Source organism: Pseudomonas sp., from assembly GCF_030698175.1.
Classification (GTDB): domain Bacteria; phylum Pseudomonadota; class Gammaproteobacteria; order Pseudomonadales; family Pseudomonadaceae; genus Aquipseudomonas.
Genome location: NZ_JAUYNT010000041.1, coordinates 89,039 through 113,961, shown reverse-complemented (window position 1 = coordinate 113,961; position 24,923 = coordinate 89,039). Strand labels below are relative to the sequence as shown.

Genomic DNA, 24,923 nt, shown 5'->3' with positions numbered 1-24,923 from the left:
TGAAAGGGCCGGCTATTCACCGACCGGCTTCTTGAAGCGGTAAAACAAGTTCGGCTCGCTGACGATATACAGGTCGCCCAGGTCGTCCATGGCCAGCCCCTCGGCTTGCGGCACGCTGCGTTTGAGGCCGTGCATGCCGGCCAGCAGCGACAGGCTGCTGATCGGCTTGCCGGCCTGATCCAACTCCAGCACCAGCCGCGACTCATCCGACAGCAGCAATAGATGGCCGCTGCCCTGATCGAACACCAAGCTGGACAGGTCGCTGACAAACAAGCGCTGATCGCGCACCGCATCGCCCTGCACATGCACGGCAAAGGGCTGACCCTCGTCCTGTGACGGGAAACCCAGCACCTGCAAGATCCGCAGCGGTTTGCGCTCCTTGGCCACAAACAAGCGACGCCCGACGCTGTCGTACGCTAGGCCTTCAAAACCGTTGTTACCGTCCTCACCAATGCTCAGCGACAGCTGCTCGCTGTCGGCGGCGTCCAACCAGCGCGTGCGCGCATCCACATGCACTTTAAATAGGCGCTGCTGGTGCTCGTCGCTGATCACGTAGATGCCGGGGCTGATGTACTCAACCGCCTCGGCATCGCCAAAACCGGTCAAGGGAATGCGCCGCACAATCTGTCCATCGAGGGACAGTTCGAGTAACTCGGCCTGCTTGTTGGTGACCGCAAACAGGCTGCGCCGATCCGGATCGAAGGTCAGGGCCGAGAGGTTAGCGGCCAGCCCGGCAATCGGTTGCGCCTCAATCTCGACCCGATAATCGGGCAGCCACAAGGAGCGCTCTCGCCACTCGGGGGCATGGCGCCATTCTTGCACCGCAAACCAGCCCCGCTCGAACAAGCGCATCTGCTGAGCGCTGGCCAACCCGAACAAAACCGCCAACGACAGCGCCAGCAACAACAGGGCGCGGGGGTTAAGCAGATAACGCATGGGCCAAGCTCCGCAAAATAGGCCCGCATCAATAGCACGCTTAACTGAATTCAAGCTGAACCGGGCAACCTGAAGTTACCAAACACCACCCAAAAGGCCGTCGGATGGGCATCTCACTGTTACCCGAAGCACGCGCACTGACCACCCTGCACACCATCGCACTGGCGGTGCAGCAACTCAATGACGTGCCGCAACAGCGTCTGCTGCACGACAGCGGACTGAGCAGCGCCGACTTGCAGACCCCGGACAAACTCATCACCCACGCCCAAGAGTTGCGGGTGTTTGCCAACGCCTTGAGTTGCACCCAGAACCCGGCGCTGGGTTTGTCCCTGGGCCTGCGCATGCATGTGTCGGCCTACGGCATCCTCGGCTACAGCATGCTCGCCAGCCCGACCCTGCGCAGCGCACTGCACCTGGCCCTGAGCTACCCCAGCCTGCTGGGCACCTACTTTAAACTGAGCCTGCATGAAGAGGGCGACGAGGCGCAGCTAATCGCTATCGGCTATCGGCACGCACCAGAGCTGACGGTGTTCAACACCGAGCTCTGCCTGAGTTCGCTGCTCACCGTGGTGCGCGACCTGCTCGGCGAGGCGATACTGCCGCGGCGCCTGCAGCTGGCGTTTCGCCCGCCCCTGCATGCGCGTGCCTACACCGAGCAACTGGCCTGCCCGGTAGACTTCGGCGCGCCGGTCAGCGCCCTGTGTTTCAACGCCGCCCTGCTCGACCGGCCGTTACCGCTGGCCGACCCGGTCAGCTGCCATTACGGCCTGCAGCAGTGCCTGCAACTGGAAGCCCAACTCAACAGTGGCCGCGATGTACTGGAGCAGATTCGCCAACACCTGACCGGCCATCTGCACGAAGCCGGCAGCCTGGAGCGGCTGGCGGCGCAACTGCACCGCAGCAGCCGCACCCTGCGCCGCCACCTGCAACGGCTCAACACCAGCTACCAGCAATTGCTCGATGAAGTGCGCTTCGACAAGGCCCGGCACCTGCTGGGCCAGACCGACCTGCCCATCGCCCGCATCGCCGAGCAACTCGGCTACAGCGAAACCGCCAGCTTCCGCCACGCCTTCCAGCGTTGGAGTGGGCAGTCGCCGAGCTTCTATCGCCGCTAGCGCGCGGCAATTCCTAGCGATTCCAGGACTCTGTCGCGGCTAAAGCTGACCGTAGGATGTGGTGGAGCGCAGCGATACCCATCACAGACTTGATCGCAGTCGGACTCGATGGGTATCGCAAGCTCAACCCATCCTACAAAGAGCTACGACACCGCAACATAACGACTATACAACCTAAAACTTGGCCGCAATTATCCCCTTTTGTCCGTTTCTAGCATTCTGCTAAGCCCCCGGGCACTGCCACAATCAAAGCGCTGCCAGACTCTCAACAAGCTCTGCAAGCCAACAAAAAACCAATAATAACAATTAGTTAGAGCTTTATATCGATATGACCAGCGCCATAAGCATCGAGCAGATCTGCATGGAGTTCGCCGACCAGGGGCAAAGTCTGCGGGCCCTCGACGAAGTGTCGCTGGAGATCCGCGCCAACGAATTCTTCACCCTGCTGGGTCCCTCTGGCTGCGGTAAAACCACCCTGTTGCGGCTGATCGCCGGCTTCGAGCAACCCACCAGCGGCACCATCCGCCTGTACGGCGAGCCGATGCAGGATTTGCCGCCGTTTCGCCGCCCGGTCAATACCGTATTCCAGAGCTATGCGCTGTTTCCGCATATGAGCGTGGCCGAGAACATCGGCTTCGGTCTGGAGATGCGCGGGCTCAAGCGCAACGAGATCGAGCAGACGGTCAAGGCCATGCTCGAACTGGTCAAGCTGCCGGATATCGGCCGCCGGCGTGCCGATCAACTGTCCGGCGGCCAGCAGCAACGCATCGCCCTGGCCCGCGCCCTGGCCAACCGGCCCAAGGTGCTGCTGCTGGACGAGTCGCTGTCGGCCCTGGACATGAAGCTGCGCAAAGAGATGCAGATCGAACTCAAGCGCCTGCAAGGTGAAACCGGCATCACCTTTATCTTCGTCACCCATGATCAGGAAGAAGCCCTGACCATGTCCGACCGCATCGCGGTGCTGAGCAAGGGCCGGGTGCTGCAAGTGGGCACCCCCAGCGAGATTTACGAGTCGCCGGCCAACCGCACCGTGGCCGACTTTATCGGTGAAACCAACTTCCTCGAGGGCGACAGTTACAGCGGCGGCGTGCGCCTGAAAGACGGTCAACGGCTGACGACCAGCAGCCCAAGCACCGGTAGCGTGACCCTGGCGATTCGCCCGGAGCGCATCAGCCTGGCCGCCGACGGCGAGCTGGCCGGCACTGTGGAGAACCTGGTGTATATCGGCACCGACACCCTGTATTTATTGAAGGTTGCCGGTCAGTCGGGGTTTCGCGTGCGCCAGCAAAACCACCATGGCGCCCAGTTCGGCTGCGCCATTGGCGACCAGGTGCGGGTCAAGGTACCGAGCAATGCCATTCGGGTGCTTAGCGAATGAGCACGCCACAACTGATCGCCGCCCAGCGCCTGCTCAAGCGCCGCCTGCTGCTCACCGCACCAGCCATGCTGACCCTGCTGGTGTTCTTGCTGGTGCCGCTGAGCATCATGTTTCTGGTCTCGATCCTGAAATCCGGCGACTACGGCGGCGTGCTCTGGGGCCAGTACTCGCTGGACGCCTATATCAACTTCTTCTACGAGCGCGACCTGGACGACAGCTGGGTGTTTAACACTGACTATCTGCAGATCTTCCAACGCTCGTTTCTGCTCTCGCTGCTGACCACCAGCGGCTGTCTGCTGATTGGTTTCCCCACCGCCCTGTACCTGGCGTTGCAGAGCGAGCGCAAACGTAACCTGCTGCTGTTTCTGGTCACCGTGCCGTTCTGGACCAACCTGCTGGTGCGCACCTACGCCTGGATTCTGCTGCTGCGTAACGGCGGCCTGGTCGACGCCAGCCTGCAAGGCGCCGGCATCACCGAGCAGCCGCTAGGGCTGCTGTACACCGACACGGCGGTGATCATCGGCCTGCTCTACAGCTTTTTGCCCTTTATGGTGCTGCCGATCTACACCAGCCTGGAGAAACTCGACTGGCGCCTGGTCGAGGCGGCTTTCGACCTGGGCGCCAATCGCTGGCAAGCCCTCAAGCGCATCATCATTCCGCTGGCCATGCCGGGGATCATTGCCGGGGTGCTACTGGTGTTTATCCCAGCGCTGGGCAACTACATCATTCCCGAGCTGCTCGGTGGCGGTAAGGCATTGATGATCGGCAACCTGATCCAACTGCAGTTCGGCGGCTCGCACAACTGGCCCTTTGGTTCGGCACTGGCCTTTGCCCTGCTGAGCTTTGTGCTGCTGGCCATGCTCACCTACAGCATGCGGTTCAAATCGAGCGACAGTGGAGCCGGCCTATGATTAGCGCAAACAATCCGCTCTGGCGTTTTACCGGCGTGCGCCCGGCCGCCTGGGTGTTTTTTATCTTCCTCTACCTGCCGATTATCGTGCTGGTGGCGCTGAGCTTTAACAGCGGCCAGTCGGCCACCCTCTGGAAAGGCTTTAGCCTGAAATGGTACGCGGTGGTGGCGAACGATCCGGAGATTCTGCGCGCCGCGAAGAACTCGCTGATTGTCGCCAGCCTCGCCACCCTGATCTCCACCGGGCTGGCGACTCTGGCGGCGCTGGGCATGCACGGCCGCACTTTTCGCGGGCAGACGCTGATGAGTGGCGTGCTCGGCCTGCCGCTGCTGATCCCGGACATCGTCAGCGCCGTGGCGATTCTGATGTTCTTCTCGCTGATCGCCCTAAAGCTGTCGCTGTTCACCATCCTGATCGCCCACGTAGTGTTCTGCACGCCCTTCGCCTACCTACCTATCCGGGCACGCCTGCAAGGCATGAACCCGGCACTCAAGGAGGCAGCGGCGGACCTCTACGCCACGCCCTGGCAGACTTTTCGGCGGATCAGTTTGCCGCTGCTGCGGCCGGGGATTTTCTCCGGGGCGATGATGGCCTTCATCATTTCCATGGACGATTTCGTGATCACCTACTTCGTCGCCGGCGCCGGCTCCACCACCCTGCCGATTTATATTTTCAGCTCGATCCGCATGGGCATCAGCCCGAAGATCAACGCCATTTCGTCGCTAATGCTGGTGATCTCGATTCTGTTCGTGACCCTGTCCTACTACCTCGGCCAACGCAAACGTTAAACCTCAGACCTGCAAGGAGCTTGACCATGACCCGTCGCACACCGCTCGCATTGTCGCTACTGATCGCCCTCGGCCTCACGGGCAATGCCCAGGCCGCCGGCAGCCTGAACTTCGCCAACTGGTCGGACTATTACCCGCCGGAGCTGCTGAAAAAATTCGAGGCCGACACCGGCATCAAAGCCACCCTCGATGCCTACGACAGCAACGAGACCCTGCTGGCCAAGCTCAAGGCCGGTGGCGGCAGTTACGACGTGATAGTGCCGTCCGACAGCTTTATCCAGATCATGGTCAAAGAGGATCTGCTGCAGAAATTCGACAAGAGCAAATTGCCGAACCTGAAGAACCTGGCGCCGACCTTCCAGCATTTAAGCTTCGACCCCGAGCACGACTACAGCACGCCGTACCTGTGGGGCACCACCGGCTACAGCTATGACGCCAAGCAGGTGCCGGGCGGCAAGCTGGAGGAGAGCTGGAAAGGTTTCTTCGAGCCGCCGGCCGAGTTGAAAGGCAAGGTCGTGGCCCTCAATTCCGCCGATGACCTGTACCCGGCGGCGGCCCGCTACTTAGGGATCAGCGTCTGCACCGAAGACCCGAAAGAAGCGAAGCAGATTCAAGAGCTGCTGCTGGCGCAAAAACCGCTGCTGGCCATGTACAACAGTGATGGCACCATCGAGCGCATGGCCGCCGGCGAAGTGGCCATGCACCAGCAATGGAACGGCGCCTACCACCGCGCCCACGAGCAACGCGACAGCCTGGTGTACGTCTACCCGAAAGAGGGCGTGGCGGCCTTTATCGACAACTTCGCCATTCCCAAAGGCGCCACCAACGTGGCCGAAGCCCATGTGTTTATCAACTGGATGATGCAGCCAGAGAACATCGCCGCCGCCTCCAACTTCGCCAAGTACAACAACGCCATCAGCGGCGCCGAGAAGTTTATGGACAAAACCCTGTTCGACGACCCGGCGATCAACACCCCGGCCGACAAACTCGAGCGCCTGCGGCCCTTCGAGCTGTGCTCGCCGAAATCCCTGAAGCTGCGCAGCGCGGTCTGGACCAAGCTGAAGAAATAACCTCGAGCGGCTGCGCTTTGCTCATGCGTTGTTGAAAGCCGGCTCGGGCTGCTCATTTACAGCCGTAAACTCCGCGCCCTCGCCGGCTTTCGCCTAGCCTGAGCTGCGCTCGCGCGCTCTCCCCCGATGAACTGCCTGACGGACTCCACGCGAGTCCTGGGAGACCCTTATGCTGACGATTTACAGTGACGATCATCGCCTGCACCACGGCGCCGCCGAATTGATCGACGGCAAGTTCAGCCCCTGCTTTGAAATGCCCAGCCGCGCCGACATGGTGCTGGCCCGCGCCCGCGCCGTGGGCCTTGGCGAAGTACGCGGCCCGCTGGACTTTGGCCTGGCGCCGATTCGCCGGGTGCACAGCGCCGGTTTCGTCAATTTTCTACAGAACGCCTGGAGCGACTGGCAGGCCCTGGGGCGTAGCCACGACATGCTGCCGATGACCTGGCCGATCCGCCGTTTGCGGCAGATCGAACCCGGCGATATCGACGGCAAATTGGGCTTTTATTCCTTCGACGCCGGCGCGCCAATCACCGCCGGCACCTGGCAGGCGATCCTCAGCTCGGCCAACGTCGCCCTCACCGGCCAGGCCGAATTGGCCAAGGGCGCGCGCGGGGCGTTTGCGCTGTGCCGACCACCGGGCCATCACGCCGCCGCCGACTACATGGGCGGTTACTGCTACCTGAACAACGCCGCCATCGCCACCCAGGCGCTGCTGGATCTGGGCGCCAAACGGATTGCCATCCTCGACGTCGACTACCACCACGGCAATGGCACCCAGGACATCTTCTACGACCGCGCCGATGTGCTGTTTACCTCGATCCACGGCCACCCGAGCTTCGAGTACCCGTACTTCTTGGGCTATGCCGATGAAAAAGGCCAGGGCGTCGGCGAAGGTTTCAACTTCAACTATCCGCTGCACGCCGGCAGCGACTGGTCGACCTGGAGCCTGGCGTTGCAGGACGCGTGCCGACAGATCGGCGCATACGCCCCGGATGCGCTGATCGTCTCGCTGGGCGTCGACACCTTCAAGGAAGACCCGATCTCGCAGTTCAAACTGGCCAGCCCGGACTACCTGCGCATGGGCGAAATCATCGGCCAACTGGGCCTGCAAACCCTGTTTGTGATGGAGGGTGGCTATGCCGTCGAGGAGATTGGCATCAACGCGGTGAACGTGCTGCAAGGTTTCGAAAGCGCCTAAGTCGGCGCGCTGAAAAACCTGCGGTTACTGGGCCGCAGGCTCTTGGCGAAACGCATAAAATTTATTGCGCTCGCTGACCATATACAGATTGCCGACGCCATCCAGCGCCACCCCTTCGGCCTGCGGGATGTAATGGTCCAAGCCATTCAAACCGCCCAGCAAGGCGATAAAGCTCTGCGGCTGGTACTGCTGATTCAAGCTAACCAACAGGTGCGACTCTTGCGACAGGGCCAGAATCTGCCCGCTGCGCGGATCCACCGTGAGCGCTGCCAGATCGGTCATATGCGCGTCCAAAGGCGCCAACTCTTGCAGTTCGCCAGTCACCTTGCGGCCATCGGACGACAAACCAAACAGCAGCATCGGGTTCTTTTCTTTGCCCAGCAGCAGGCGTTGATTGCGTTTGTCCCAGGCCAGGCCTTCGAAGCCTTTATTGGCGCTGTCGCTGTAGCCAAGATCGACCTGCTGCACGGCCTGCTCGGTGCGCAGCTCGCGGGTGTTGGCGTCGAGTTTAAAAATCGTCAGGTTGTGTTGACGCTCATCGGTCACCGCCAGATAGCCGTCTTCCAGTACCGCCACGCCTTCCAGATTGGACGCGCCGAAGATCGGAATGCTGCGCAGTAACTGGCCGTCCAGCGACAGCTCGATCAGCAAGGGTTGCTTGCCGCTGACGGTGAACAGCGTGTCGGTCGCCGGGTTGTAGCTCAGGTCGGAAAACTCTTCCTTCTCAAAGCCCGGCACTTCGATCTGCAGCACCGCCTGATAGCCCGGCAACCACAGCCCGCTAGCGCGTTGCTCAGCCGTGGCGCGCGACTCCTGCAACCATAACAGCGCCCGCGCATCCATACGCAGCAGGTGCAGGGTGACTGCGCAGGTGACCAGCAGAACAGCCAGGGCGCAGAGGCGAAATGTTCGGGACATGGAAAACCCACAGTTGCCGCAGTGGAAGCCTTATCCATGGCCTAGAGAGCTATCAAACGCAGCGCAGACTGACCCGGCGTGGGTGAAAAAACGGTTAAGACGCAGCCCTAAAACGCACAACGCCCGTATAGAACGGGCGTTGCTGCGACTCAAGCCAGCTTACAGCACCCGGCTGGTAAAGCCCGCATGGCCAACCAACTCCAGCGACAACTGATCGCCAACCTTAAGCGGGCCGACACCCACCGGAGTACCGGTGAGAATCACGTCGCCGGCCTGCAGGCTGAAATGCCCGCAGATATGCTGGATCAGCGGCAGAATCGGGTTAAGCATGTCGCGGCTGTTACCGTCCTGGCGCAGCTCACCATTCAGGCTCAGGCGAATACCGATATCGCTCAGGTCCGCCACCGCATCGCCCGGCACGAAAGGCGCCAGCACACAGGCACCGTCGAAGGACTTGGCCACCTCCCACGGGTAGGCCTTGGCCTTGAGCTGGTCTTGCAGCTCGCGCAGGGTCAGGTCCAGGGCCGGGGCGAAGCCGGATATCGCGTCCAGCACTTCCTCGGCATTCGGTTTGCGCGACAAGGGCTTGCCGATCAGCACGGCGATTTCCGCCTCGTAATGCACGGCACCGCGCTCATCATTGGGAATGCTGAAACTGCCATCCATAGGCACCACGCAGCTGCCCGGCTTGATAAACAACAAGGGCTCGGTGGGCACCGGGTTATTCAGCTCCTTAGCGTGTTCGGCGTAGTTACGGCCGACGCAGACCACCTTGCCCATAGGAAAGTGAATGCGGGTGCCGTCGATATAGTGGTGTTGGTAGCTCATGGGTGCTCCTTGAAGACGATGAGGCCGTAGGATGGGTTGAGCGCAGCGATACCCATCGCCCTGCACGCGCCCTCTGATGGGTTACGCCGCTGCGCGGCTAACCCATCCTACGAACTGCTTGTCGAAACCAGATACAAATTTGAAAGCGTCACGAGCGAAGGTCAGCCCAACTCCGCCAACGCAGCATCACGCGCGAAGCCCGCAGTAGCTTTCAGACCGGAAAAATCTTTCCTGGGTTCATGATGCCGTTCGGATCAAACACCGCCTTGATCGCCTTCATATAGCCAATCTCGGCCTCCGAGCGGCTGTAGTGCAGGTAGTCGCGCTTGGTCATACCCACGCCGTGTTCGGCGGAGATCGAGCCGCGGTACTTCTGCACCGTCTCGAACACCCACTTATTCACCGTGGCGCACTTGGCGAAGAACTCGTCCTTGGACAAGTTTTCTGGTTTGAGGATATTCAGGTGCAAGTTGCCGTCGCCGATATGGCCGAACCAGATCACTTCAAAATCCGGGTAGTTGGCTTCGACTATCGCGTCGATATCATGCAAAAACGCCGGCACCTGGCTGACGGTGACCGAGATGTCGTTCTTGTACGGCGTCCAATGGCTGATGGTCTCGGAGATGTATTCGCGCAGTTTCCACAGGTTTTGTAGTTGCTGCTCGCTCTGACTCATCACGCCATCGACCACCCAGCCTTGCTCGACGCAATACTCGAAAGTCGCCAGGGCTTCGTTGCCCACCTCTTCGGTAGTGGCTTCGAATTCCAGCAAGGCATAGAAGGGGCATTCGGATTCAAACGGTGCCGGCACATCGCCACGGGCGAGGATCTTCGCCAAAGCCTTGTCGGAGAAAAACTCAAAAGCAGTCAGATCGAGCTTGCCCTGGAAGGCATGCAGCACCGGCATGATCGAGTCGAAATCGGCGGTGCCAAGCACCATGGCGGTGAGGTTCTTCGGGGCACGATCCAGGCGCATGGTGGCTTCCACCACAAAACCCAGGGTGCCTTCGGCGCCGATAAACAACTGACGCATGTCGTAGCCGGTGGCGTTTTTGATCAGATCCTGGTTCAGCTCCAGAATATCGCCGGCGCCGGTCACTACCTTCATGCCGGCCACCCAGTTACGGGTCATACCGTAGCGAATCACCTTGATGCCACCGGCATTGGTGCCGATATTGCCGCCGATCTGGCTGGAGCCGCTGGAGGCGAAATCCACCGGGTAATACAGGCCCTGCTCTTCGGCGAAGCTCTGTAATTGTTTGGTGATCACGCCGGCCTGGCAGACGGCGGTACGGTCGAATTCGTTGAAGGCGAGAATTTGATTCATGTAGTCGAACGACACCACCACTTCGCCATTGGCCGCCACCGCGCCTGCGGACAACCCAGTGCGACCACCCGAGGGCACCAGCGCGACCTTGTGCTGATTGGCCCAACGGACGATCGCCTGCACCTGCTCAACCGTCTTCGGGAACACGATGGCCAGGGGTGCCGGGGCAAAATGCTTGGTCCAGTCTTTGCCATAGGTGTTGAGGGAATCGGCATCGGTCAACACCTTGCCAGGTTCAACCAGGGTCTGCAGCGCTTCGATCAAGGCGGGATGGGTCATGGACGCAACTCTCAAACGATTCATGGTCACCCTGAGCACGCTTCATCGGCCAGGGGTGGGTGTTTCAAGGGTCTCGTATGCTAGCATACGCACCCTTTGCAGCGTCCCCCACAGCGACCATAGCACCGGTTTATCCCGGCCTAGTACGCCTGTAAGCGATGCTTCGCAGCCATATTTAATTCGGCCAATAGGTTTACGCAGATGACTAAGACGACTTCTCTCGGCAAGAGCAAGATCAAGTTCCTTCTCCTCGAAGGCGTCCATCAATCCGCCGTGGACACCATCAAGGCTGCCGGTTACAGCAATATCGAATACCTCACCGGTTCGTTGCCGGACGATCAGCTGAAAGAGAAAATCGCCGACGCGCACTTTATCGGTATTCGCTCACGCACCCAGCTGACCGAAGAGATCTTCAACTGCGCCAATAAGCTGGTGGCCGTCGGTTGCTTCTGCATCGGCACCAACCAGGTAGACCTCAACGCCGCCCGCGAACGCGGTATTGCAGTGTTCAACGCCCCCTACTCGAACACCCGTTCGGTAGCCGAACTGGTTTTGGCGCAAGCCATTCTGCTGCTGCGCGGCATCCCCGAGAAGAACGCGTCTTGCCACCGCGGTGGCTGGATCAAATCGGCCGCCAACTCGTTCGAGATCCGCGGCAAAAAGCTTGGCATTGTCGGCTATGGCTCAATCGGTACCCAGCTGTCGGTGCTCGCCGAAGCCCTCGGCATGCAGGTGTTCTTCTACGATCCGCTGACCAAATTGCCGCTGGGTAACGCCACTCAGGTTGCGACCCTGACCGAGCTGCTGGGCATGGCCGACATCGTCTCCCTGCATGTGCCGGAGCTGGACAGCACCAAGTGGATGATTGGCGAGAAAGAAATTCGCGCGATGAAGAAGGGCAGCATCCTGATCAACGCCGCCCGTGGCAGCGTGGTGGTGATCGAGGCCCTGGCCGCCGCGATCAAGGATGAGCACCTGATCGGCGCCGCCATCGACGTGTTCCCGGTTGAGCCACGTTCCAACAACGAAGAGTTCGAAAGCCCGCTGCGCGGCCTGGATCGCGTGATTCTGACCCCACACATCGGTGGCTCCACCGCCGAAGCCCAGGCCAACATCGGCCTGGAAGTGGCCGAGAAGCTGGTCAAGTACAGCGACAACGGCACCTCGGTGTCCTCGGTCAACTTCCCGGAAGTGGCCCTGCCGGCGCATCCGGGCAAGCACCGCCTGCTGCACATCCACGCCAACGTGCCGGGCGTGCTCAGCGAGATCAACCGGGTGTTCGCCGAAAACGGCATCAACATCTCCGGCCAGTACCTGCAGACCAACGAGAAAGTCGGCTACGTGGTGATCGATATCGACGCCGAGTACTCGGACCTGGCCCTGGAAAAACTCCAGCACGTCAACGGCACTATCCGTAGTCGCGTGCTGTTCTAAAAAACCGCCGTAAAGCTACTGCGCGACTGTCAGCTCGCGACGCTTTAGTGGCTGTTTTTGCTGGATGAAAAAGGGAGGCCTCGGCCTCCCTTTTTGCATTTTGGCCCGCCTATTTGACCGTGATATTGATTTTTTCCGAGAGTACCGGCGGGTTCAGCGGCACGTGGTTCTTGTCCCCCACCAGCAACTGCAAACTGTGCGGGCCAGGCGCCAGCGTTAGCTGGGTCTCGGTCTGGCCCTTGCCAAAGTGACGGATCTGCTCAGTCGTCGCTAATGGCTGATCCAGCGCTGGCAGCGCCGCACCATCCACCAGCAGGTGATGATGCCCGGTAGCCGGCACATCGACCCCAGCCGGCGCCACGCCCATTCCTTTAAGACCGAACTTGACGCTGAAGGTCTGGGGCACCACGGCCCCCGCCGCCGGCTCGATGAAATACACCTGCGCGCCCTCGGGGGCGGGCGTGCGCGGCGTCTCGGCGCCGACCAGCGTGCTGGCGGTCAACAACACCAAGGCGCAGCCAAGGTGGGACATATGCATATTCATGGGCGTTCTCCTTGCAGTGACGAGACTCAGCCCGCGCACCAAAGCCTGCGGGCTAGGTTTAGCAGCATAGTCGTCCCACGCGACTCAGCCAGCGCCGTCCAGTAGCGCCTGCACCTGTGACAATTGCGTCTCGTTAAACACCCGCACCCCCATGCGCCGCAGCGCGGCCGCGGTAACGCCTTCGCCCGCCACCAATTGACCGCTAAAACTGCCGTCATAGGTTTGTTGATTACCGCAGGAGGGGCTGCGCGCCTTGAGCACGGCGATTTGAATGCCGTGCGCTCGCACCAACTGCTCGGCCTGACGCGCACCCGCAACGAAGGCGCCGCTCACATCGCTGCCATCCACACTGTACAAAGCAATCAGCCCGTCCAGCACCTGCCCGCCCTGGCCACCGACAATCTCCGCCGGCGGCCGCGGTGTCGGCAGGCCACCCGCAACCTCCGGGCACAGCGCCACCACGCGGCCCTGCTGCTGCCATTGCAACAAGGCTGCAAAGGGGCCGTGGCCCCCGCCATCATAGCGCACCGGCTGACCGAGCAAGCAGGCGCTGACCAGTATTTTTTGCATCCGTTGCTCTCCCTAAGTTTGCCGGCAGTCCGGCTTAACACGGCCTACAGCGGGTGATTGCCACGCCGACGAAACCAGCCGGTCAGCGACAAGCGTTCACGGCTGGCCGGCAATACCGCATGGGGCCAGTCGGCGGACATAAATAACAGCAGAGTGCCGGCCTGCGGATAGACATCCAGCTCGCGGCCGGCGTCCAGATACAGGCGCAAGGCGCCACCCTGCTCGGGCAGCCAATCTGGGTTGAGGTAGAACACCACCGACACACTGCGCCGGTCATCGCTGCGAAAGCGATCCAGATGCTTCTGGTAAAACGCCCCCGGCGGGTACAGGGCAAAGTGCCCTTCAAAATCGTCCAGCCCCAGATACAGCGCCTGATTGAGCTGGCAACGCAAAGCCTCCAGCACAGCTAAGTAACCGGCACTGGCCGGCGATTGCTCGGCCTCCAGCCACTCAATATGGTCGCCGCGCACCTGCTGATGCACCCCTTGCGCGGCGCCACGGCCCACGCCCGCCGGCAACAAGCGGCCATTATTTTCCCGCGCATGGCACTCCGCCGCCAACTCCAGGGTCAGACTTACAGGCAAGGCGGCGTGCTGAATGGCCCAACCGTGCTCGGCGAGGTCATCAATCAGCAGGGCAAAGGATATTTCATTGAGATTTGACATCGGCTGAGTCTAACAGCCACGCCAACTCTCCTCGACAAGCCGCACGCCAGACGCGGAAAATACCCCGACTAACCCAGGAGCCTGTATGCGCGCCCTTCTTGCTGTGTTTTTGCTGATGCTCACCCTGCCCAGCCTCGCGGCCAATGCCGCTAGCGACCGCTATGTCGAGCTGTATCAGGCCGGCGGCTGGCCAGAACAGCGCGCGCATTTCCATGACGCCCTTAAGGCCGCGCAAGCGCGTTATCGCAACAGCCTGCCGCCGGCGATTTATCAGGCGCTGGTCGACAACTCCAATCAACGCTTCGCCCCGGCCGCCATGGACCAACGCGCCCTCGCCAGCCTGCGCCAGCAACTGCCTGACCCGCAGCCGGCCTTGGCTTTTTTACAGTCAGCGGTGGGCCGCAAGATCATTGCCAGCGAGGTGCAAGCCACCCAGCGCGCACAACTGGCGCAAAACGCCAAGGGCATCCCACGCAGTCAGGCCGGCGCCAGCCGGCGCTTGTTGATTGGCCACTTGGTGCAAGCGCTGCCGGCCAAAGAGGCCGGCGCCGAGGTGAGCCTGGCCTTGGCCGGCGTCGCGGCGGACAGCCTCAGCCAGATGATTCCCGGCCTGCTCGGCGGCGAACAAGCCCAGGGCCTGCTCAACGGCCAGCGGCAACGCTTGATGGGGCAGATTGCCGGCGACCTGGATAACACCTTGCTGTACGTCTATCGCGACCTTAGCGACCTTGAGCTGGAGGAGTACGCCAGCTTTGCCGAGTCCGCCGAAGGTAAAGCCTACTATCAGGCCGCCCTCGCCGCCCTGCGCGCCGGCCTGAATGCCGAGTAAAACAAGGAGTGGAAAGTAGGAAGTGGGGTGTCGACTTCGCTCCCTACTTCCCACTTCCCACTTCCCAGCCTCTACCCCAACCGTTCGCTGAGAAAATCAAAATAGCGACCGCGCAACTCCGCCGTTTCATTGACCAGATGGTGCCGTGCCTGCGGCAGCATCAGCAGTTGCGGCGCGCTGAATTTGTCTTGCAGCACCTCAAGGTTATGCCGCCAATCCACGGTCATGTCGTCGTCACCCTGAATAATCAACGGGCTGCGAGCACTGCGCGGCGCCGCCTCGATCCTCGGCACCCAACGCGACAAGGCACCAACCCAAGCGGTCGGCAGGCTCAGCGGTTGCAGCGGATCACGCTGAATAAACTGTAAAAACTCCGGGTCATTGGAGTTGGCGTTAAAGCGCCGCGGGATCGAGGACACGAAAGGCTTGAGCATCCGGTAGCTGAATTTCGACCAACCCCAGGCCCGCGGGCGCACCAAGGGCGCCAACAGGATGGTCTGGCCAACCTTGGCACTGACCTCCCCCAGCAGCAGATGGTCGAGCACAATCGCGCCGCCGGCACTTTGTCCGCACAGGTGCCAAGGCTGCGGCAAGTCCAGGGCTTCGGCCTGGGCAAAGACGCCCTGCAGCACCGCTTGGTAATCGGCAAACTCGCCAATATCGGCCCGGGCGCCGCTGGACAAACCATGCCCCGGCAAGTCGCAGGCCAGCACGGCAAAGTTCATCTGCAACGCCCAGTCAATTACATGCCGATACAGGCCCATATGGTCGTAATAACCATGCTGAAAAATCAGCGTGGCCACCGGCTGTTCGGGCCACCAGACTTGCACGGCCACTTGGTAACCGGCCGCCTGAAAGCAGCCCAGCCGGCTCTGCACGCCGGCCTTATCGATCCCGTAAAAGGCCTGATAGGCATGCTGCTCTGGCGTTAACGGCGCAGCTGCGGCCAAGGGTCGCAGGCTGGCACGCAGCTGATCGGGCTGAAAAGGCACAGGCATAAGGCTTTCCACAAAAAGGCAGGAGTCGCGGCGACCCGAATGACGAGCTTCGCCGACAGATTAACGGCTGGCGATATTCTGCTTAGCCGCGCGCCGTGGCAAGCTAGTCGTTTAACCATAGCCTTGCCGAACCGATAAAACATGCGCCTGCCCTCTCGTACCCACTTACTCACCAGCCTGTTTGTTGTCCTTTGGGCGGGCGCAATGGCGGGCGCTTACTGGTGGTATCAGCTGCAGTACGTGCGCGCCTTTAGCCCACAGGCCACCGTATTTGCCGGGGATGGCCTGCGCCTGCCGGCAAACCTGGCTGGCGCAGGGCCGATCCGCATCGTGCACTTTTGGGATCCGGCCTGCCCCTGCAACGTCGGCAACCAGCAACACCTGGCCGAGTTACTGGCGCACTTTGGCCCGCTGGGCGTGCGCTTTTACGCCGTGCAAAAACCCGCCAGCCAAGGCCATTTACCGCCAGCCCTGGCCGGCTTGGAAAACTTGCCAGGGCTACCCGGCAGCGATCAGTTACCCGCCAGCCCGGCCGTGGCGATCTGGGACCAGCAAGGCAACCTGGCCTATTTTGGTCCCTACAGCGAAGGCGTTACCTGCAACGCCGGCAACAGCTTTATCGAGCCGATTCTCAAAGCCTTGCTGGACGGGCGCCCGGTAACCACGACCCAAACCCTGGCCGTCGGCTGCTTTTGCGACTGGCAGCAACCCTGAACGCCTCTCGCCCTTAACCCGGCGCCAGCACCCCAGGCCTAGCAACTGCGGCGCTTAGATTACGGCCCCGATACTGCTCCGGCGTTTGCCCATACCAACGGCGGAATGCCCGGTAAAACGGCGACAGTTCGGCAAAGCCGCAGGCCCGGGCCACCTCCCGCAGCGCTGTCGCGCTTAGCAGCAGCTCGGCACTGCGCAGGCGTTGCACCTCTTCGCGCACCGCCCGAAAGCCTTGCCCTTGCTGCAACAAGGCGCGCTGCAAAGCGGCGACAGGAAGGTCCATGGCCTGGGCGCAGGCGGTCAGATCACAACGCTCACGACCCAGCCGCAAGTCGATCTGATAGCGCAGACGATTAAGCAGCTGGTTCTCCTGCAAGCCGGCCAACAGCTGCTCGGCATGCGCACAGAGCAAGGCAAAAATCGGCCCATTGGCGCTGCGCAGCGGTCGCGCCAGCAAGGCTTGCGGGAACAGCAGGCAATCGTGGGGCTGACTGAATTGCGGCGTCAGGCCAAACAAGCGCCGATGCTCGCCCAGGTTCGCCGGCTGGGCATGGCGAAAACTCAAGCCGGTCAGGCGAAACTCGCCATCGGTGAGACTGCACAGTTGTTTGCTAAATAACAGCGCCAGGCATTCCATCTGCTGACGCAGCGAGCCGATGCCCTGATAGTCCAGATCGATCACCAGACAGGCCTGCCCAGCCGGCTCGTCCTCCAGCAGCCGCGCGGCAAAGCCACCGGAAAGAATGTGCTGCCAGCGCACAAACACCTGCAACGCCTCGCGCAGAGTACTGCTGGCCTGCTGGGCATAACTCACGACATCCATCGGCCGCGGCCGCATCACCTCGCCCAGGTGCAAGCCAATGTCGACATCGCCACTGAGGGCCGGCAACGCCTGCCAGAGCAATGGCGCCATCTCGTGCACCAACCGCGCCTCCAGCGCGCCGGCTTTCAGCGGCATGCCCTGGTAGGCCTGCCGATAGATGTGCCCAGGGTCGAGCCCCAGCGCCTGCATGCCCTCATAGAGCAAACGGCGCAGGGTGGCGGAGTGGGTCAGCGGGATAAGCGTGGCAAGGGTCATGGCAGCCTCTTTGAGTGACCGAATAATTACCTGCCCTAGAGTTTTGGTCAATGCTGCGAGCGCCCGGCTGCGGGCACTATGGACGCACTAAAACAAGGAAACCTTGCCGATGAAGCGTCGCCTGAAAGTCCTAGTGGTCGTAATTGCCGCCGTCAGCGCCGGTGGCGCTTGGTATATCCACAGCAAGCAACCAGTGCGCAGTGGCGAGGTCAGCCTGAGCAACCTGCAGGCGCCGGTGAGCGTGCGTTACGACGAGCGCGGCGTGCCGCATATACAGGCGCAAAACGAGGCCGACATGTACCGCGCCCTCGGCTATGTACATGCCCAGGATCGGCTGTTTCAGATGGAAATGATGCGTCGCCTGGCCCGCGGTGAATTGGCCGCGGTGCTCGGGCCGAAGCTGATCGACACCGACCGGCTGTTTCGCACCCTCGGCATTCGCCAGCATGCCGATGCCTATGCGGCGCAGATGGACCCGGCCAAGCCGGCCAATAAAGCCCTGGCGGCCTATCTGGATGGCATCAACCAATATCAGGCCGGCCACCCGGCACCGCTGGAATTCGACATTCTGGGGATTCCCAAGCGGCCCTTTACCACTGAGGACACCCTCAGCGTCGCCGGCTATATGGCCTACAGCTTTGCTGCGGCCTTTCGCACCGAACCGGTGCTGACCTATGTGCGCGATGAGTTGGGCGCCGATTACCTGAAGGTGTTTGACCTGGCCTGGCACCCCGAGGGCGTACTGAAACCGAGCCTCGCGGCCAACGACTGGAGCGACCTCAATCGCCTCGCCAGCCTCAGCCAGCAAGCGTTGGAAGAAGCCGGCTTGCCGCAATTTGAAGGCAGCAACGCTTGGGCCGTCTCGGGCAGCCGCACCGCCAGCGGCAAACCGCTGCTGGCCGGCGACCCGCATATCCGCTTTGCCGCGCCGGCGGTGTGGTACGAGGCGCAGCTGTCCTATCCGGGCTTTGAGCTATACGGCCATCATCAAGCGCTCAACCCGACCGCCTCGCTCGGCCACAACCAGAATTTCGGCTGGAGCATCACCATGTTCCAGAACGACGACGTCGATTTGATCGCCGAGAAGCTCAACCCCGACAACCCCAATCAGGTTTGGTACCGGGGCCAGTGGGTCGAGCTGAAAAGCCGCAGCGAGCAGATCGAGGTCAAAGGCGGCGAGCCGGTCCAGTTGACCCTGCGCCGCTCGCCCCACGGGCCGATCATCAATGACGCCCTCGGTGCCACTGCCGGCAAGACGCCGATTGCCATGTGGTGGGCATTCTTAGAAACCGAGAACCCGATTCTCGACGCCTTTTACCAGCTCAATCGCGCCGACACGCTGCCCAAGGCCCGCGCCGCCGCCGAGAAAATCCAGGCCCCCGGCCTGAATGTGATCTGGGCCAATGCCAAGGGCGATATCGGCTGGTGGGCCGCCGCCCAGTTGCCGCAGCGGCCGGCCGGGGTTAATCCGAACTTTATTCTCGACGGCGCCAGCGACCAGGCCGACAAACCCGGCTTCATCCCGTTCACCGCCAATCCCCAGGAAGAAAACCCGGCGCGCGGCTATATCGTTTCCGCCAACCACCAGCCGCTGCCGGCCAGCGGTATCGAGATCCCCGGCTACTACAACCTGCCCGACCGCGCTCAACGGCTCGATCAGCGTCTATCCGACAACAGCGTGAAGTGGAACCTACAGAACAGCCAGGCCCTGCAACTGGACACCGGCAGCGGCTATAGCCAACGCGTGTTGCAACCGCTGCTGCCGGTCTTGCAGGCCGCCGCCAGCGCCGAGGAGCAACCCTTGGTGCAACTGCTGGCCGAGTGGAATGGCGAGCACACGCTCGACGGCATAGCCCCGACGCTGTTCAACCAATTGCTCTACCAACTGACCGACGCCGCCATGCGCGATGAGTTGGGCGACAGCTTCTTCGACAACCTGCTGTCGACCCGCGTGCTCGATGTGGCCCTGCCGCGCCTGGCCGCCGATGCCGACTCACCGTGGTGGGACAACCGCAGCACCCCGGCCAAGGAAGACCGCGCCAGCACCGTCAAGGCCGCTTGGCAAGCCAGCCTCGCCCACCTGCGCAGCACTCAAGGGGCGAACCCCGCCGACTGGCAATGGGGCGCGGCCCATACCCTGACCCACGAGCATCCGCTGGGCAAACAAAAACCGTTGGATAAACTCTTCAACGTCGGCCCGTTCGCCGCCCCCGGCGGTCACGAAACGCCGAACAACCTGTCGCACAAAGTCGGCCCGGCGCCCTGGTCGGTGGTCTACGGCCCCTCGACCCGGCGCCTGATCGACTTTGCCGATCCCACCCATGCGCTGGGCATCAACCCGGTCGGGCAGAGTGGCGTGTTGTTCGATGCGCACTACAGCGACCAGGCCGAGCCTTACATCAAGGGCGAGTACGTGCCGCAGCACTTCAGTGACGCCGAGGTGGCGGCCAATACGCAAAGCACCCTGCGGTTGTTGCCGGCCAAATAGGCAAAGCCCGCACAATAAAAAACCTCGCCGCGGCGAGGTTTTTTATTGCGGGGGCAACCCGAAGAATCGCAGCGGTAAAACGCTGCCCGCGCGTCAATACCACAGAACACGCCATGCGGGCTTCACCCGCCCTGCTTAGCCGCCAAACACAGGCGCGCGGCCTTACTCCAACTCTTCGTCATCACGAATCAGCACGCATTTGCGCCCGTTTTCATCTTCAAAATAGTCGTACAGATAGAACATCTGCACTGAGCCATCGCTCTGCATGCAGGCCAGGTAATCGCCGGATTCGGCAGTGAAATACTGCTTGGATGCAGGCTTGGCTTCGCACTCGATATAGGCGCTGACGAAGCACTCGGGATCATCCTCACCGAAGAACTCCACACGTTCGGCCTCATCCCATTCGGCCGGTACTTGAAACGGGCCGAGGAACAGCACCCGGGCATCGCCGAGGTCTTCTTCTTCGGCGTCGGCATCAAATTCGTCGGGGCGGTAGAAGGTGCAGTCCTGTGCATCGGCGTGCTGCAAAATCGCCAGGCGCGATGCCAGGCGCGCCACCGGATCGAGTTCGCCGGCCTCGCAGATTTGTACCCATACCGGGTCGGTGCTTTGTTCTTGTTGATGGGCTTGCATGGGATTCTCCGCACTATGGCTGACTGATGCGCGCACCCTAGCACCCGAGCACAAAAAAGGGCCACCGCAGTGACCCTTTTTTGTTCTAGCTCGCTGCCCGGTTAGGCGGCGGCGTGCTTTTGCGACGGATCACGACGGCTGTCGGGGCCTTGCATCAAGGCCACCCCGGCGGTTTCGTCCATGGCTTGCTGGATCGCCCGCTTGCGGCGCTCTTCGGCCTTGGCCGTGAAGTACCAGGCGCAGAAGGTAAACAGCGACACCGACAACAGAATCAGGCTGGCCACTGCGTTGATCTCCGGTTTAACCCCCAAACGCACAGCGGAGAACACTTCCATCGGCAAGGTGGTCGAACCCGGCCCGGAGACGAAGCTGGCCAGCACCAGGTCATCCAGCGACAAGGCAAAGGACATCATGCCGCCGGCCGCCAGTGATGGCGCGATCATTGGGATGGTGATCAACATAAACACCTTCCACGGCTTGGCGCCCAGGTCCATGGCGGCCTCCTCGATGGAGATATCCAGCTCACGCAGGCGCGCCGAGACCACCACCGCCACGTAGGACGAGCAGAAACTGGTGTGGGCGATCCAGATGGTCATGATGCCGCGTTCGGCCGGCCAGCCGATCATTTGCGCCATGGCGACAAACAACAGCAGCAGCGACAGACCGGTAATTACCTCAGGCATTACCAGCGGTGCTGTAACCATGCCGGCAAACAGCGTGCGCCCTTTGAAACGCGGAATCCGCGTCAGCACAAAGGCCGCCAGGGTGCCGAGGATCACCGAGGACACGGCGGTATACACCGCAATTTCCATCGAGCGCATCACCGAACCCATCAGCTGGCTGTTATCCAGCAGACCGAAATACCACTTCAGCGACCAACCGCCCCACACCGTTACCAGCTTGGAGGCGTTGAACGAGTAGATCACCAGAATCAGCATCGGCAGGTAGATAAACAACAAGCCGGCGACCAGCATGAAATTTGAGAATCTAAAGCGCTTCATGCTTTGGCCTCCAGCTCTTTAGCTTCGTTACGATTGAACAGCACAATAGGCACCATCAAGATCACCAACATCACTACCGCCAGCGCCGAAGCCACCGGCCAATCGCGGTTATTGAAGAACTCTTGCCAGAGCACTTTACCGATCATCAGGGTTTCCGGGCCACCGAGCATTTCCGGAATCACGAACTCGCCAACCACCGGGATAAACACCAGCATTGAGCCGGCAATAATGCCGTTCTTGGACAGCGGCACGGTGATTTTCCAGAAGCTGGTCAGGCTGCGCGCACCCAGATCGGAGGCGGCCTCCAGCAGGCTCAGGTCATGCTTGACCAGGTTGGCGTAGAGCGGCAGCACCATAAACGGTAGGTACGAATAGACGATGCCGATGTACACCGCCAGGTTGGTGTTGAGGATGATCAACGGCTCATCGATCAGGCCAATGCCCATCAAGGCGCCGTTGAGTAGGCCGTTGTTGCTGAGGATGCCCATCCAGGCATAGACGCGGATCAGGATCGCCGTCCAGGTCGGCATCATGATCAACAGCACGTACACCGTTTGCATCTCTTTTGGCGCACGGGCGATGGCATAGGCCATCGGGTAGCCAATCAACAGGCATAGCAACGTGCTGATTGCGGCCATTTTCAGCGAGCCTAAATACGCCGAAATGTACAGCTCATCGCTGGCCAACATCAGGTAGTTACCCAGATTCAGCAAAATCTGAAACTGCTGATCAACGTAACTGTAGATCTCGGTATAGGGCGGGATAGCCACATCGGCTTCGGCAAAACTGATCTTCAGCACGATGGCGAAGGGCAGAATAAAGAACATAAACAGCCAGACAAAAGGCACCCCGATTACCAGGTGCCGTCCTTTGGGCATGAGGAGTCGCTGCTTGGCTAGTTTCATGAGCGCAATACCACGCCGCTATCGTCTTCCCAGCAGACGAACACTTCATCACCCCAGGTTGGCCGGGTGCCGCGCCGCTCGGCGTTGGCCACAAAGGACTGCACTATCATGCCGCTCGGCAACTCGACGTAGAACACCGAGTGACCGCCCAGGTAGGCAATGTCATGCACCTTGCCGCGCGACCAGTTGTGCTCGCCAGTAGGTTGTTCGGTGGTGACTATGAGTTTTTCAGGGCGCAGCGCGTAACTGATGCTTTTGTCTTCAACTGAGGTGGTCACCCCGTGGCCGACAAAGATGTTGCGCTCAAGACTTGGCGAGTCGATGACGGCAAAGCCTTCTTGGTCATCCACCACCACGCCATCGAACAGGTTAACGCTGCCGATAAACTCACAGACCAACTTGCTGGTTGGCGTTTCGTAGATGTCCACCGGGCTGCCGATTTGTGCAATCCAGCCCAGGTGCATGATGGCGATGCGCTCGGCCATGGTCATGGCCTCTTCCTGGTCGTGGGTCACCATCACGCAGGTCACGCCCACACGTTCGATGATCTCAACCAGCTCCAGCTGCATTTGCGAACGGAGCTTTTTGTCCAGCGCACCCATAGGTTCGTCGAGCAACAGCAATTTCGGGCTTTTCGCCAATGAGCGAGCCAAGGCCACGCGCTGACGCTGGCCACCGGATAACTGGTGCGGTTTGCGTTTGGCGTACTCGCTCATGCGCACCAATTTGAGCATCTCGGCCACGCGCTCGTCGATCTGCTCCTTGGGCATCTTGTCCTGCTGCAAGCCGAAGGCGATGTTCTGCGCCACGGTCATGTGCGGGAACAAGGCATAGGACTGAAACATCATGTTGATCGGCCGCTCGTAGGGCGGCATATCGGTAATGTCTTCACCGTCGAGGAAGATCCGTCCGGAGGTCGGTCGCTCAAAGCCCGCGAGCATTCGCAGCAAGGTTGATTTACCTGAACCAGAGCCGCCGAGCAGGGCGAAAATCTCACCCTTATGAATGGTCAGCGACACATCGTCTACCGCCAAAGCCTCGTCAAACTTCTTGCTCACCCGGTCGATTTTTACCAGCACCTCTTTCTGCGGCTTCTGGTTGCCACTAAGGGCTTTCTTATGCACACCGGCGGTTATTGCCATTTACCACGACTCCCAACACATTGAAGCCCGCTCACTTTAAGCGGGCTATTTTTATTCACTTACCAGTCTTAATTTTGGTCCAGCTGCGGGTCATGGCGCGCTGCACCTTGACCGGTAACTCTTCTGACACATACAGCTTGGCCATCACCTCGGCGGAGGGATAAACCGAAGGATTGGTCAGCACTGCCTGATCCATAAAAGGCCCGGCTTTGAGGTTTGGATTGGCGTAGCCCACGTAGTCACTGACCGTGGCTATCACTTGCGGCTGCACCAGGTAATTGATAAAGGCATGGGCTTCTTTGACGTTACTGGCATCGGCCGGGATGGCCAGCATGTCGAACCAAAGGTTGGCGCCTTCCTTGGGGATGCTGTAGGCAATCTTGACGCCCTTACCAGCTTCCTCTGCCCGGGCCTTGGCCTGGAAAGCATCACCGGAGTACGCAAAAGCTACGCAGATCTCGCCATTGGCCAGATCCGAGATGTACTTGGAGGAGTGGAAGTAGGTAACAAAAGGTCGTACCGCGAGGAATTTAGCCTCGGCCTTTTGGTAGTCTTCCGGGCTCTTGCTATTAGCCTGCAGGCCCATGTAGTTGAGCATCGCCGGGAACATTTCATCCGGTGAATCCATAAAGGCCACGCCACAGGCGGTGAGCTTCCTCAGGTTTTCTGGCTCAAACACAGTGGCCCAAGAGTCGATGTGATCGACGCCCAGCGCGGCCTTGACCTTGTCGACGTTGTAGGCGATGCCATTAGTACCCCACAGATAAGGCACTGAGTACTGGTTACCGGCATCGTTCACGTCCAACTGCTTGAGCAGCGCCGGATCGATATTAACCAGGTTAGGCAGTTGCGCTTTGTCGAGCTTTTGAAACGCGCCGGCTTTGATCTGTTTACCGAGAAAATGGTTGCTCGGCACCACCACGTCATAGCCGGAGCGGCCGGCTAGCAACTTGCCTTCAAGGGTTTCGTTGGAGTCAAACACGTCGTAACCGGCTTTGATCCCGGTGGCTTTTTGAAAGTCCGCCAGGGTGGTCTCGCCGATATAGTCGGTCCAGTTGTACACATGCACCACAGGCTCGGCCTGGGCGTTAGTCAGCAAGCCAAAGGTGGCCGCCGCAATCAGGGTGGTACGCAAAGAACAATGCACAGGAAGTCCTCTTGTTATTGATGGTGC

General features: G+C 60.8%; 24 protein-coding genes. 10 read left to right on the top strand and 14 right to left on the bottom strand.

The window, feature by feature from the left end; genetic code table 11:
• Positions 1-12 precede the first annotated feature (12 nt).
• The gene (locus Q8R10_RS20230; protein ID WP_305655870.1) at positions 13-936 is read right to left on the bottom strand and encodes an SdiA-regulated domain-containing protein; all 924 of its coding nucleotides are present in this window, start codon (positions 934-936) and stop codon (positions 13-15) included.
• A 104-nt stretch (positions 937-1,040) separates the two neighbouring features.
• Here Q8R10_RS20230 and Q8R10_RS20225 point away from each other — a divergent pair, with 104 nt between their 5' ends.
• The 6 genes from Q8R10_RS20225 (at position 1,041) to Q8R10_RS20200 (ending at position 7,396) form a co-directional block, all read left to right on the top strand.
• Positions 1,041-2,051 carry an AraC family transcriptional regulator gene (locus Q8R10_RS20225; protein WP_305655869.1) on the top strand — a complete coding sequence of 337 codons (1,011 nt, stop codon included), beginning with the start codon at positions 1,041-1,043 and terminating at the stop codon, positions 2,049-2,051.
• A gap of 328 nt (positions 2,052-2,379) precedes the next feature.
• Positions 2,380-3,429 (top strand): ABC transporter ATP-binding protein, encoded by a 1,050-nt coding sequence (locus tag Q8R10_RS20220; RefSeq protein ID WP_305655867.1) that lies wholly within the window; start codon positions 2,380-2,382, stop codon positions 3,427-3,429.
• A complete protein-coding gene (locus Q8R10_RS20215; protein ID WP_305655865.1) occupies positions 3,426-4,340 on the top strand; it encodes an ABC transporter permease in 915 nt (304 codons plus the stop codon). The genes Q8R10_RS20220 and Q8R10_RS20215 overlap by 4 nt, the downstream gene beginning before the upstream one ends.
• On the top strand, positions 4,340-5,128 hold the full coding sequence (locus Q8R10_RS20210; RefSeq protein WP_305655901.1) for an ABC transporter permease: 789 nt from the start codon (positions 4,340-4,342) through the stop codon (positions 5,126-5,128). The genes Q8R10_RS20215 and Q8R10_RS20210 overlap by 1 nt, the downstream gene beginning before the upstream one ends.
• Positions 5,129-5,154: 26 nt before the next feature.
• Positions 5,155-6,198: an extracellular solute-binding protein gene (locus Q8R10_RS20205; RefSeq protein ID WP_305655864.1), complete on the top strand. Its 1,044-nt coding sequence runs from the start codon at positions 5,155-5,157 to the stop codon at positions 6,196-6,198.
• A 169-nt stretch (positions 6,199-6,367) separates the two neighbouring features.
• Complete coding sequence (locus tag Q8R10_RS20200; protein ID WP_305655863.1) at positions 6,368-7,396, top strand: histone deacetylase family protein; 1,029 nt, start codon at positions 6,368-6,370, stop codon at positions 7,394-7,396.
• A gap of 24 nt (positions 7,397-7,420) precedes the next feature.
• Here Q8R10_RS20200 and Q8R10_RS20195 read toward each other — a convergent pair whose 3' ends face one another.
• From Q8R10_RS20195 to Q8R10_RS20185, 3 genes are all read right to left on the bottom strand, one after another.
• The gene (locus Q8R10_RS20195; RefSeq protein ID WP_305655862.1) at positions 7,421-8,314 is read right to left on the bottom strand and encodes an SdiA-regulated domain-containing protein; all 894 of its coding nucleotides are present in this window, start codon (positions 8,312-8,314) and stop codon (positions 7,421-7,423) included.
• 159 nt (positions 8,315-8,473) lie between these two features.
• Positions 8,474-9,142 (bottom strand): fumarylacetoacetate hydrolase family protein, encoded by a 669-nt coding sequence (locus Q8R10_RS20190; protein ID WP_305655861.1) that lies wholly within the window; start codon positions 9,140-9,142, stop codon positions 8,474-8,476.
• Positions 9,143-9,353: 211 nt separating this feature from the next.
• Positions 9,354-10,748 carry an FAD-binding oxidoreductase gene (locus tag Q8R10_RS20185; protein ID WP_305655859.1) on the bottom strand — a complete coding sequence of 465 codons (1,395 nt, stop codon included), beginning with the start codon at positions 10,746-10,748 and terminating at the stop codon, positions 9,354-9,356.
• Between the two features lie 201 nt (positions 10,749-10,949).
• Here Q8R10_RS20185 and serA point away from each other — a divergent pair, with 201 nt between their 5' ends.
• Complete coding sequence (gene serA, locus Q8R10_RS20180; protein ID WP_305655858.1) at positions 10,950-12,182, top strand: phosphoglycerate dehydrogenase; 1,233 nt, start codon at positions 10,950-10,952, stop codon at positions 12,180-12,182.
• Positions 12,183-12,291: 109 nt separating this feature from the next.
• On the opposite strand, the gene Q8R10_RS20175 is transcribed toward serA, so the two are convergent.
• The 3 genes from Q8R10_RS20175 to Q8R10_RS20165 form a co-directional block, all read right to left on the bottom strand.
• A complete protein-coding gene (locus Q8R10_RS20175; RefSeq protein WP_305655857.1) occupies positions 12,292-12,726 on the bottom strand; it encodes a DUF4399 domain-containing protein in 435 nt (144 codons plus the stop codon).
• Positions 12,727-12,810: 84 nt separating this feature from the next.
• Positions 12,811-13,296 carry a DUF523 domain-containing protein gene (locus Q8R10_RS20170; protein ID WP_305655855.1) on the bottom strand — a complete coding sequence of 162 codons (486 nt, stop codon included), beginning with the start codon at positions 13,294-13,296 and terminating at the stop codon, positions 12,811-12,813.
• Between the two features lie 44 nt (positions 13,297-13,340).
• Entirely contained in the window at positions 13,341-13,961 is a 621-nt protein-coding gene (locus tag Q8R10_RS20165) for a 2OG-Fe(II) oxygenase (RefSeq protein WP_305655853.1), read from the bottom strand.
• Between the two features lie 85 nt (positions 13,962-14,046).
• Between Q8R10_RS20165 and Q8R10_RS20160 the strand changes: the two genes are divergently transcribed.
• Positions 14,047-14,790 (top strand): hypothetical protein, encoded by a 744-nt coding sequence (locus Q8R10_RS20160; protein WP_305655851.1) that lies wholly within the window; start codon positions 14,047-14,049, stop codon positions 14,788-14,790.
• Between the two features lie 71 nt (positions 14,791-14,861).
• Here the strand turns inward: Q8R10_RS20160 and Q8R10_RS20155 are convergent, their stop codons facing one another.
• A complete protein-coding gene (locus Q8R10_RS20155) occupies positions 14,862-15,788 on the bottom strand; it encodes an alpha/beta hydrolase (protein ID WP_305655849.1) in 927 nt (308 codons plus the stop codon).
• 141 nt (positions 15,789-15,929) lie between these two features.
• Here Q8R10_RS20155 and Q8R10_RS20150 point away from each other — a divergent pair, with 141 nt between their 5' ends.
• A complete protein-coding gene (locus tag Q8R10_RS20150) occupies positions 15,930-16,502 on the top strand; it encodes a DUF6436 domain-containing protein (protein WP_305655847.1) in 573 nt (190 codons plus the stop codon).
• A gap of 13 nt (positions 16,503-16,515) precedes the next feature.
• Here the strand turns inward: Q8R10_RS20150 and Q8R10_RS20145 are convergent, their stop codons facing one another.
• The gene (locus Q8R10_RS20145; protein ID WP_305655846.1) at positions 16,516-17,580 is read right to left on the bottom strand and encodes an AraC family transcriptional regulator; all 1,065 of its coding nucleotides are present in this window, start codon (positions 17,578-17,580) and stop codon (positions 16,516-16,518) included.
• Positions 17,581-17,689: 109 nt separating this feature from the next.
• Here Q8R10_RS20145 and Q8R10_RS20140 point away from each other — a divergent pair, with 109 nt between their 5' ends.
• Positions 17,690-20,068 (top strand): penicillin acylase family protein, encoded by a 2,379-nt coding sequence (locus Q8R10_RS20140; RefSeq protein ID WP_305655845.1) that lies wholly within the window; start codon positions 17,690-17,692, stop codon positions 20,066-20,068.
• 162 nt (positions 20,069-20,230) lie between these two features.
• Here the strand turns inward: Q8R10_RS20140 and Q8R10_RS20135 are convergent, their stop codons facing one another.
• From Q8R10_RS20135 to Q8R10_RS20115, 5 genes are all read right to left on the bottom strand, one after another.
• Positions 20,231-20,701 carry a hypothetical protein gene (locus Q8R10_RS20135; RefSeq protein WP_305655844.1) on the bottom strand — a complete coding sequence of 157 codons (471 nt, stop codon included), beginning with the start codon at positions 20,699-20,701 and terminating at the stop codon, positions 20,231-20,233.
• A 101-nt stretch (positions 20,702-20,802) separates the two neighbouring features.
• Positions 20,803-21,702, bottom strand: coding sequence for an ABC transporter permease subunit (locus Q8R10_RS20130; RefSeq protein WP_305655842.1), 900 nt, complete (start codon positions 21,700-21,702; stop codon positions 20,803-20,805).
• A complete protein-coding gene (locus Q8R10_RS20125; protein ID WP_305655841.1) occupies positions 21,699-22,580 on the bottom strand; it encodes an ABC transporter permease subunit in 882 nt (293 codons plus the stop codon). The genes Q8R10_RS20130 and Q8R10_RS20125 overlap by 4 nt, the downstream gene beginning before the upstream one ends.
• A gap of 23 nt (positions 22,581-22,603) precedes the next feature.
• Entirely contained in the window at positions 22,604-23,749 is a 1,146-nt protein-coding gene (potA, locus tag Q8R10_RS20120) for a polyamine ABC transporter ATP-binding protein (RefSeq protein WP_305655839.1), read from the bottom strand.
• Positions 23,750-23,804: 55 nt separating this feature from the next.
• A complete protein-coding gene (locus Q8R10_RS20115; protein ID WP_371133377.1) occupies positions 23,805-24,884 on the bottom strand; it encodes a polyamine ABC transporter substrate-binding protein in 1,080 nt (359 codons plus the stop codon).
• Between the last annotated feature and the right edge of the window lie 39 nt (positions 24,885-24,923).